10 protein-coding genes and 1 pseudogene are annotated in these 9880 nt (G+C 65.9%); 7 read left to right on the top strand and 4 right to left on the bottom strand.

What is annotated here, in order from left to right; all coding sequences use genetic code 11:
* Window positions 1–701, top strand: a pseudogene (locus X803_RS17000) (AMP-binding protein); the annotation flags it as partial.
* A gap of 85 nt (window positions 702–786) precedes the next feature.
* Here X803_RS17000 and X803_RS0101235 read toward each other — a convergent pair.
* The 3 genes from X803_RS0101235 to X803_RS0101225 form a co-directional block, all read right to left on the bottom strand.
* Window positions 787–1416, bottom strand: a complete 630-nt coding sequence (locus X803_RS0101235; RefSeq protein ID WP_026543709.1) for an MBL fold metallo-hydrolase — start codon at window positions 1414–1416, stop codon at window positions 787–789.
* Window positions 1416–2501 carry an S-(hydroxymethyl)mycothiol dehydrogenase gene (locus tag X803_RS0101230; protein ID WP_026543708.1) on the bottom strand — a complete coding sequence of 362 codons (1086 nt, stop codon included), beginning with the start codon at window positions 2499–2501 and terminating at the stop codon, window positions 1416–1418. The genes X803_RS0101235 and X803_RS0101230 overlap by 1 nt, the downstream gene beginning before the upstream one ends.
* Before the next feature lie 118 nt (window positions 2502–2619).
* Window positions 2620–2877 (bottom strand): mycoredoxin, encoded by a 258-nt coding sequence (locus X803_RS0101225; protein ID WP_026543707.1) that lies wholly within the window; start codon window positions 2875–2877, stop codon window positions 2620–2622.
* 160 nt (window positions 2878–3037) lie between these two features.
* Here X803_RS0101225 and X803_RS0101220 point away from each other — a divergent pair, with 160 nt between their 5' ends.
* The 6 genes from X803_RS0101220 to X803_RS0101195 all read left to right on the top strand — a co-directional run bounded on the left by X803_RS0101220 (window position 3038) and on the right by X803_RS0101195 (window position 9202).
* Window positions 3038–3352: a chorismate mutase gene (locus X803_RS0101220; protein WP_026543706.1), complete on the top strand. Its 315-nt coding sequence runs from the start codon at window positions 3038–3040 to the stop codon at window positions 3350–3352.
* 209 nt (window positions 3353–3561) lie between these two features.
* Complete coding sequence (gene thrS, locus X803_RS0101215) at window positions 3562–5577, top strand: threonine--tRNA ligase (protein ID WP_026543705.1); 2016 nt, start codon at window positions 3562–3564, stop codon at window positions 5575–5577.
* A 6-nt stretch (window positions 5578–5583) separates the two neighbouring features.
* A complete protein-coding gene (locus tag X803_RS0101210; protein WP_026543704.1) occupies window positions 5584–6198 on the top strand; it encodes an HIT family protein in 615 nt (204 codons plus the stop codon).
* Window positions 6188–6796: a phosphatidylinositol phosphate synthase gene (gene pgsA / locus X803_RS0101205; protein ID WP_026543703.1), complete on the top strand. Its 609-nt coding sequence runs from the start codon at window positions 6188–6190 to the stop codon at window positions 6794–6796. Before X803_RS0101210 ends, pgsA begins: the two co-directional genes overlap by 11 nt.
* 136 nt (window positions 6797–6932) lie before the next feature.
* Window positions 6933–7847 (top strand): pyridoxal 5'-phosphate synthase lyase subunit PdxS, encoded by a 915-nt coding sequence (pdxS, locus tag X803_RS0101200; protein ID WP_026543702.1) that lies wholly within the window; start codon window positions 6933–6935, stop codon window positions 7845–7847.
* 122 nt (window positions 7848–7969) lie between these two features.
* A complete protein-coding gene (locus X803_RS0101195) occupies window positions 7970–9202 on the top strand; it encodes a CapA family protein (RefSeq protein ID WP_026543701.1) in 1233 nt (410 codons plus the stop codon).
* Window positions 9203–9208: 6 nt separating this feature from the next.
* On the opposite strand, the gene X803_RS16995 is transcribed toward X803_RS0101195, so the two are convergent.
* On the bottom strand, window positions 9209–9880 hold a 672-nt coding region (locus X803_RS16995; protein ID WP_051470334.1), incomplete at its 5' end, for a GNAT family N-acetyltransferase.

Genomic DNA, 9880 nt, shown 5'->3' with positions numbered 1-9880 from the left:
CCATCTGCGCCAACCCTCGCGGGCTCGATGACCTGCCGATCAGGGCCGGATCTCCGAGCGTGCCAATGCCCGGCTTCAGGCTCACCATTGTCGACGGCGAAGGTAAGGAGGTTGAGGCCGGGACGGAAGGCAACATTGTGCTGGGGCTGCCACTGCCGCCGGGCACCCTGCAGACCCTCTGGGGCAACGACGGGCGCTACGTGTCCTCCTACCTGCAGGCCTTCGAGGGCTACTACGCCACCGGGGACTCCGGTTACCGGGATGAGGAGGGATACCTCTACGTCATGGGCCGCACCGATGACATCATCAACGTGGCCGGGCACCGGTTGTCCACCGGCGCCATGGAACAGGTGATCGGCAAGCACCCGGCGGTGGCCGAGTGCGCTGTGGTCGGTCTCGCGGATTCCCTGAAGGGGCAGCGGCCCAGCGGCTACGTGGTCCTCAAGTCCGGCGTTGACCTGCCCGAGGAGATCCTGGAGAAGGAGCTGATCGCGCTGGTCCGCAGGGACATCGGCGCCGTAGCGGACTTCAAGCACGTCACCGTGGTGGAAGCCCTGCCCAAGACCCGCTCGGGGAAAATCCTGCGGAAGACCATGCGTGAGATCGCCGATGGCGACGAGTTCGTGATTCCGTCCACGATCGAGGACGCCGGCGTGCTCAACCAGTTGGTTGCGGCCCTGCGTCCCGCCGCGCGGGAATAGCCTGCGGCGGGCGCAGCGTATGGCGGCGTCGCCCGGGCGGTTTCCCGCCCGGGCGATGGTCGGCCTGCGTGATCGGCCGGACGCGTCAGTGACCCCGGGCGATCCATTCCTCGAGGTGCGGAGCCTCCTCCGCGATGCTCGTCGAGTCGCCGTGGCCGGTCCGCACCACAGTGTCGGCCGGGAGTGTCAGCAACCGGGTCCGGATGGACTCGATGATTGTCGGAAAGTCGCTGTAGGACCGGCCGGTTGCACCGGGTCCACCGCGGAACAGCGTGTCGCCGCTGAACAGTGTGCCGGCGTCGGGCAGGTAGAAACAGACGGAACCGGGGGAGTGGCCGGGGGTATGGATCGCCTGGAGCGTGACGCCGGCGACGCTGAAGGTGTCGCCGTCCGTGATGGAGGCACCCGGCGCCGTGTCCGGGTATACCGCGTCCCAGAGCATCCGGTCATCGGGATGCAGATGAATCGGAGCACGCACCGCATCGAAGAGGTCGCCGACAGCCCGGATGTGGTCATCGTGGCCATGGGTCAGGAGGATGGCGCGCACCTGGCGGCCGTTGATTTCCTCCACAATGGCGCCGGCGTCGTGAGGTGCGTCAATGACGATGCATTCGGAGTCATCCCCGATGATCCAGACATTGTTGTCCACCTCCCAGGTGCCGCCGTCCAGGGAGAAGGTTCCGGAAGTGACAAGGTGATCGATACGCGCGCCCATCAGAGCTCCACCACCGAACGCAGCACCACGCCGTCGTGCATTTTGGCGAAAGCGCTCTCGACCTCATCCAGCGCGATCCGCTCGGTCACGAAGGCGTCCAGGTCAAGGTTGCCCTGCCGGTAATGGCTGACGAGCATCGGGAAGTCGCGCGAGGGCAGGCAGTCGCCGTACCAGGAGGACTTCAGCGATCCGCCGCGGCCGAAGACATCCAGCAGCGGCAGCTCAAGCGTCATGTCCGGCGTCGGTACGCCCACCAGGACAACGGTGCCGGCGAGGTCGCGGGCATAGAAAGCCTGCTTGTAGGTTTCAGGGCGGCCGACGGCGTCAATGACCACGTTGGCTCCGTTGCCGTCGGTCAGTTTCCGGATTGCCTCGACAGGGTCGGTTTCCTTTGAGTTCACCACGTCGGTAGCGCCGAGCCCCTTGGCGAGTTCCAGCTTCCGGTCGTCGATGTCCACGGCAATGATCCGGGTGGCACCGGCAAGCTTGGAACCCGCGATTGCGGCAATGCCGACGCCGCCGCAGCCGATCACGGCCACCGAGTCGCCGCGGCGCACGTTTCCGGTGTTGATGGCCGCACCGATTCCCGCCATGACCCCGCAGCCCAGCAGCCCGACTGCCGCCGCGTCGGCTTCAGGATCAACCTTGGTGCACTGCCCGGAGGCCACGAGCGTTTTCTCGGCAAAAGCACCGATTCCCAGCGCAGGGGAGAGCTCGGTGCCATCCTCGAGCGTCATCTTCTGGGTGGCGTTGTGGGTGTTGAAGCAGTACTGCGGTTCGCCGCGAAGGCAGGCACGGCACTGTCCGCAGACGGCGCGCCAGTTGAGGATCACCCGGTCACCGGGCTGGACGTTGGTGACGTCCGGACCGACGGCGCTGACCACGCCGGTTGCCTCGTGGCCCAGCAGGAAGGGGTAGTCGTCGCTGATACCGCCCAGCTTGTAGTGCAGGTCGGTGTGGCAGACCCCGCAGGTGAGAATGTCGACCAGCGCCTCACCGGGCCCGGGATCGGGCACATTGATGGTGACTACGGTGGCCGGAGCGTCCTTTTCCATTACGACGACGCCCTTGACGCTGTGTGCCATGGGAAGACTGTCCTTTTCCTCGAGGGTGGGGGAACGTGTCCAGCCTATGACAATGAAAAGGCAGGACACGCCCGTTAACCAGATGGTTAAGCGGAGTGTCCTGCCTATTCAACGGCTGTCAGGCGCTGACGCGGGCCTTCACTTCGGCTGCCGAAGGGTTGGTGGCCGAACTTCCGTCCGGGAAGATGACGGTCGGAACAGTCTGGTTCCCGCCGTTCAGTGAGGCAACCAGCTCCGCGGTGCCCTCCACTTCCTCGATGTTGATCTCCTGGTAGCCGATGCCCTGCGCGTCGAGCTGCGACTTGAGCCGGCGGCAGTAGCCGCACCAGGTTGTGCTGAACATGGTGATGGTGCCGGCAGCGGGTGTGTAATCCACGGTGCTCCTTCGGTGGGTGCGGGCCCGGGGCGAGCCCGCCGGTTGTGCGGGTTTTCCGTCGGAGGTGTAACGCAGCCGGCCCCGCCTGCATTCCCCGCCTGATCCGGCCGGGCACGTAATCAACGGTGCCGGGAGTCCACCCCTCGCGTAGTCTCACGGTATGCCAAGCCACCAGAAGCCCGACCCCGCAAAGGTCCACGCTGAGCAGCTGAAAGCGGTCCGCATAGCCATCAACGAAGTTGATGAGCAGATGGTGGGACTGATCGCGCGGCGGGAACGGCTGGTGCGCCGGGCAGGATCCCTCAAGGAAGATGACGAGTCGGTCCGCGCGCCCGCGCGGGTGGAGCAGGTTATCTCAAACGTGCGGGGCTTTGCAGAAAAGCTCGACGTCGATCCCACCGTGGTTGAACGGACCTACCGCGCGATGATCGACGCCTTCATCGAGTTCGAGTTGAAAGTCCGCCGGCAGCCCTAGGCGCCAGCCTCCAGACGGCGCCCGACTGCCCGCCTCCGCCCGCGACTGCCGGGCAGCACGGCCCGCGGGCCGGTTGGTTGGCCGCTCGCGCAACGGATACCATCGAGGGGACCGCGGCAGGAGTGTTGGGCCCTTGCTGGTCCTCGCCCGCCGGTACGGTTGATCGATCAGCGATCCAGCCAGTTCACCCTTATCAAGAGGAGACCTCAGTGTCAGCGCCCCCATCAATCACCCTCATCGTCGACGGCGAAGAGCAGCGGGTGACCACCGGGACCACGGGAGCGGACCTCTTCAGGGAGCAGCGCGACGTCGTCGTCGTCCGTGTTAACGATGAACTGTGGGACCTGAGCCGCGAGCTGGAAGACGGCGCCCGGGTGGAGCCGGTCACCATTGATTCGTCAGACGGCCTCGACGTTCTTCGCCACTCGGCCGCGCACGTGATGGCGCAGGCCGTCCAGCAGCTGCGGCCCGACGCCAAGCTGGGGATCGGCCCGTACATCACCGACGGCTTCTACTTCGACTTCGACGTCAACGAGCCCTTCACTCCCGAGGACCTGAAGCAGCTCGAGAAGATGATGCTGAAGATCGTCAACGGAAACCAGCTCTTCCAGCGTCGCGTGGCCAGCGAGGACGAAGCCCGCGAGGCTATGAAGGACGAGCCCTACAAGCTCGAACTCATCGGTCTCAAGGGCGGCAACGGGGACATCACCGACGACGACGGCGCCTCCGTTGAGGTCGGCGCCGGTGAGCTGACCATCTACGACAACGTGGACCGCAAGTCCGGGGATGTTGTGTGGAAGGACCTCTGCCGCGGCCCGCACCTGCCCAACACCAAGCTGATCTCCAACGCGTATGCACTCACCCGCTCGGCGGCGGCCTACTGGCGCGGCAGCGAGAAGAACAAGCAGCTGCAGCGCATCTACGGCACGGCCTGGCCCACCAAGGATGATCTCAAGGCCTACCAGGAGCGCCTCGCTGAGGCTGAACGCCGCGATCACCGCAAGCTGGGCAGCGAGCTGGACCTGTTCTCCTTCCCGGACGAGCTGGGATCGGGCCTCCCCGTCTTCCACCCCCGCGGCGGCATCATCCGCAAGGCGATGGAGGACTACTCACGCCAGCGGCACGTCGAAGCCGGCTACGAGTTTGTCTACACTCCCCACATCACCAAGGGCCATCTCTACGAGGTCTCCGGCCACCTGGACTGGTACCGCGACGGCATGTTCCCTCCCATGCACGTCGACGCCGAGCTCGACGCCGACGGCAAGGTCCGCAAACCCGGCCAGGATTATTACCTGAAGCCGATGAACTGCCCGATGCACAACCTGGTTTTCCGCTCGCGCGGACGGTCCTACCGGGAACTGCCGCTGCGGTTCTTCGAGTTCGGATCGGTGTACCGGTATGAAAAGTCCGGCGTGGTGCACGGGCTCACCCGGGTCCGGGGCATGACCCAGGACGACGCCCACATCTACTGCACCCGCGAGCAGATGAAGGATGAGCTCACCTCGACGCTCAACTTTGTGCTCGGCCTGCTGAAGGATTACGGGCTGGACGACTTCTACCTTGAGCTGTCCACCAAGGACCCGGAGAAGTACGTCGGAGACGACGAGGCATGGGAAGAAGCCACCCGCACCCTCGCCGAAGTGGCGGATGCCTCCGGACTGGAACTCGTTCCGGATCCGGGCGGCGCAGCGTTCTATGGTCCCAAGATTTCCGTGCAGGCACGGGACGCGATCGGCCGCACGTGGCAGATGTCCACCATCCAGCTGGACTTCAACCTGCCTGAACGGTTTGAACTTGAGTACCAGGCGGCAGACGGAACCCGACAGCGGCCGGTCATGATCCACCGTGCGCTGTTCGGCTCGATTGAACGGTTCCTCGGCGTGCTGACAGAGCACTATGCAGGGGCTTTCCCGGCCTGGCTGGCTCCGGTCCAGGTCCGCGCCATCCCGGTGGCGGACGCCTTCAATGACTACCTGTTCGACGTTGCGGACAAGCTCAAGGCAGAGGGCATCCGTGCGGAGGTCGACATCACGTCCGACCGCTTCCCGAAGAAGATCCGCACCGCCAGCAAGGAGAAGGTGCCCTTCGTCCTGATTGCCGGCGGTGACGACGCCGACGCCGGTGCCGTGTCCTTCCGCTTCCGGGACGGAAGCCAGGAGAACCAGGTCCCGGTCGACGAAGCCGTGAAGCGGATTGTCGAAGCCGTCCGCAACCGGGAACAGTAGGGGCAGATGCAGGACGACGCAGGAGCTGTCGGGCAGCATCACAGCGATGGGGACGTCACGGACGGCTTTGAGCTGGCCGGTGTGCCCGACGCCTTCCAGCGACTGTGGACACCGCATCGGCTCGCGTACATCAAAGGCGGGCAGGGGCAGTTCAACAAGCAGGAGGACTGCCCCTTCTGTACGGCGCCCGGACGGTCCGATGACGAGTCGCTCATCGTCCACCGGGGCCGGAGCGCCTACGTTGTCCTGAACCTGTTCCCCTACAATCCCGGGCACCTGCTGGTGTGTCCGTACCGCCATGTGCCTGACTACACCGACATCACCCGTGAGGAGACCGTCGAGATCGCGCACCTGACACAGACCGCAATGCATGCGCTGCGCAGCGTCGCACGGCCCACCGGCTTCAACCTCGGTATGAACCAGGGCGTCACCGGCGGAGCCGGAATCGCCGCCCACCTGCACCAGCATGTGGTGCCGCGGTGGAGCGGGGACGGAAACTTCTTCCCGATCATCGCGCAGACGAAGGCCGTGACGCAGACCCTCGGCGAGGTGCGGTCGCAGCTTGCAGCGGCGTGGGATGAAGCTGCCTCGACAAGCTCGGAGGCGGGTCATGCTGAATAAGTACGCGCGGTCCTTCTTCACGTCGCTGTTCACGCCCCTGGCAACGCTGCTCCTGAGGTGGAAGGTGTCGCCTGACGCAGTCACCGTGGTCGGAACCCTCGGTGTGGCCGGCGGTGCGCTCGTGTTCTACCCCCTGGGGGAGCTGTTTTGGGGCACCGTCTTCATCACGCTGTTTGTCTTCTCTGACGTGGTGGACGGCATCATGGCGCGGATCCAGGGCCGTAGCGGATCGTGGGGGAGTTTCCTCGACTCCACCCTTGACCGGATTGCGGACGGCGCGCTCTTTGCCGGCGTCGCCATCTGGTTTTTCCTGGGCGGCAACAACAACGCAATCGCGGTTGCCGCTCTGGCCTGCCTGGTGCTTGGGATGATCGTTTCCTATGCGCGGGCCAAGGCGGAGTCGCTCGGCTTCACCGCAAACGTAGGCATTGCGGAACGGGCCGAGCGCCTGGTCTCGGTGCTGACCGTGACCGGTCTGACCGGACTGGGACTTCCGGAGGTTGTGCTGCTGGCCGTCCTGATCCTGCTGGCGCTGGCCAGTGTCATCACGATCGTCCAGCGCGTCATGACGGTGCGGGTACAGGCCGCAGCACCCTGAGCATTCTCCCCGATCCGTCGCGGCTGTCCGGCTGCACAACCGCAGCCAGGTGATGTTCAGTCGCTGACCGGTGTTTCGGCCGTTCCGGCGGGCTATCATTGATTGTCATCTTTATCTCTACCCGAGGGGCCAAACTGTGTCCACTGTTGAAGAAGCTTCCACCACGGCGCCCGTGACCGGCAGCAGCCGCGTCAAGCGCGGGATGGCGGAAATGCTCAAGGGCGGCGTCATCATGGATGTTGTCACCGCGGAGCAGGCCCGCATCGCCGAGGATGCCGGCGCTGTCGCCGTCATGGCGCTTGAGCGCGTCCCCGCCGACATCCGCGCCCAGGGCGGGGTCTCACGGATGTCCGATCCCGACATGATCGACAGCATCATCGAGGCTGTCTCCATTCCCGTCATGGCCAAGGCGCGCATCGGCCACTTTGTGGAGGCGCAGGTCCTGCAGTCCCTCGGAGTTGATTACATCGATGAGTCAGAGGTGCTGACACCTGCGGACTTCACCAACCACATCGACAAGTGGAAGTTCACCGTTCCCTTTGTCTGCGGTGCCACCAATCTCGGTGAGGCACTGCGCCGCATCAATGAGGGCGCGGCCATGATCCGCTCCAAGGGTGAGGCCGGAACCGGAGATGTTTCCAACGCCACCATGCACATGCGCAAGATCCGCGCGGAGATCGCCCGGCTGAGCTCCATGCCCGAGGACGAGCTGTACGTTGCAGCCAAGGAGCTGCAGGCACCGTACGAGCTCGTGAAGGAAGTTGCCGCGGCCGGCACGCTGCCGGTTGTGCTGTTCACCGCCGGCGGCATCGCCACCCCAGCGGATGCCGCAATGATGATGCAGCTGGGCGCCGACGGCGTCTTCGTCGGTTCAGGCATCTTCAAGTCCGGCAACCCGGCAGAGCGTGCCGCAGCGATCGTCAAGGCCACCACGTTCCACGATGATCCGGACATGATCGCCAAGGTCTCCCGCGGCCTGGGCGAAGCAATGGTCGGAATCAACGTCGACGACATCCCCCAGCCGCACCGCCTCGCCGAGCGCGGCTGGTAATACCGCCTGCGGCAAGTCACTACAGCGAAGGGCCGGACATTGCGTCCGGCCCTTCCCCGTCGGCGCGCCGTCCGCCAGGGCGCCTTCTGACAGCGGTTGTCCTGCGGCGCTAGGCTGGCCGGGTGAGCGGTCGCAGCACACAAGCCATCCGGGCAGCAGCACTCGCGGTGCTGCTGCTGACATCCGGATGCTCGGGCTCTGAAACCGGCCCGCCGCCGGCGGAATCGGCGAGCGGCCGCCCAGTTCCTTCGCTGTCGCCCACACCGTCGTCCAGTCCGGCCGCCCCGACGGCCGATCCACTTGTTTCACCGTCCCCGGCGACAGCCCGCCCATCGCTCAGCGTGGTGCTCACCGGAGACCTGCTGCTCCATGAAGGACTGTGGGAACAGGCTGCGCTCGACGGCGGCGGCAACCCTGACTTCGGGCCCATCCTCGCAGCGCAGGCCGAGTATGTGACCCCCGCAGACCTCGCCGTCTGCCACCTGGAAACGCCGCTGGCAGAGCCCGGCGGGCCGTTTTCCGGTTATCCGGCGTTCAACGTTCCTCCGCAGATTGCCGAGGCCGTCGCGGCGCTCGGCTACGACGCGTGCACCACCGCGAGCAACCACACACTCGACGCCGGCACCACTGGGCTCAACCGCACCCTTGACACGCTCGACAGCGCCGGGCTGGGACACACCGGCTCCTACCGCACGCAGGCGGAAGCAGCCGAGCCACTCATCATGGATACGGGCAAGGCCAGGGTCGCGGTGGTCACGGGCACCTATGCGCTCAACGGGGTTGTGCCGGAGTTCGGCTGGCAGGTGGATCAGCTGGATCCGGCGGCGATGATCGCCAGGGCGGATGCAGCTCGTGCGGCGGGCGCCGACGTCGTACTGGCTGCGGTGCACGCCGGCGACGAGTACGCCGACTACGCCAATGCCCAACAGCAGGACGTTGCACACGCGCTGGTGGACAGCGGCCGGTTCGACCTGGTCTACGGACACCACAGCCACTCGGTGCTGCCCATCGAGAAGTACAACGGTGTGTGGATTGTCTATGGTCTCGGCAACACCATTGCCGCCCACCTGACCCCGGATATCCGCAACACTGAGGGCCTCCTTGTCCAGGCGGATTTCCGGCAGAAGGACGACGGCGGCTGGGAGGTCGGTGAGCTTCGCTGGCTCCCTGCCACCTGGAACGGGCCGGGACACCGCTGGTGCCCGGTGGCGGGCTTCAACCTTGAGCGGATGGCCGCGGCGGAAGTCTCCTGCGTCTCCGCCGCAGAGGATGCCGCAAGCCGCGCCCGGACCAAGGCGACGGTCGAGTCGATGGGCGCGGCTGAGGCGGACGCCGTCGAGTGGCCGGGGGAGTGAAACCGGTCAGGGCAGCGTGAGCCACCAGGTATGTCCTCGGCCGATGAGCTCAAAGCCGCGGCGCAGGTATAGCTTGTAACCCTCCGGCGTGGCATTCAGCGCCAGTTCCTCGGCCCCGGCCGCAGCAGCCTGGCGTGCCACCGCGGATAGCAGCGCTGTCCCCACTCCCTGGCGCCGGAATGCAGCCTGCACCTCCATGTTGAAGATCCCTCCCAGCGCACGGGGGTTGTCTGTTCCGTCGTAGAACGAATACGCGGCGCCCGCCAGGCCGCCCTCCTTACGGGCAACCGCGTGCCATGCGCGCACGGGCTCCTCGCGGGCAACGGCCAGTTCCGCTGCCGGCGGCCCCGAATACTCAGACACCTCAACCGTGACGGTGGCGCAACCGGGATCGTATCCGGTGACGGAGGCAACCGGCGCGCTCATCCACCACGGCTGCCACCCCGGTTCAAACCCGAAGCCGGCGAGCTCCTGCGCGCGGACGGCGCCGTTCAGCCAGACGCCGACGGTCCGGGCGCCCAGCCGGACACCCTCGGCGAGACCCGGGCGCAGTCCTGCCGCGGAAATGGACGTAGGGAACATCAGCATCAGTTCACTGCGCGCAGGCAGCCAGATCCAGTCGCATTCGTGGGTGGAGAAAGTACGGCCGCCGGTTGCCTGCGCAAGAGCGGCGAACCA

It is taken from the genome of Arthrobacter sp. 35/47 (assembly GCF_000520475.1).
GTDB classification, from domain to species: domain Bacteria; phylum Actinomycetota; class Actinomycetes; order Actinomycetales; family Micrococcaceae; genus Arthrobacter_D; species Arthrobacter_D subterraneus.
This window is presented reverse-complemented; position numbering and strand designations above follow the sequence as displayed.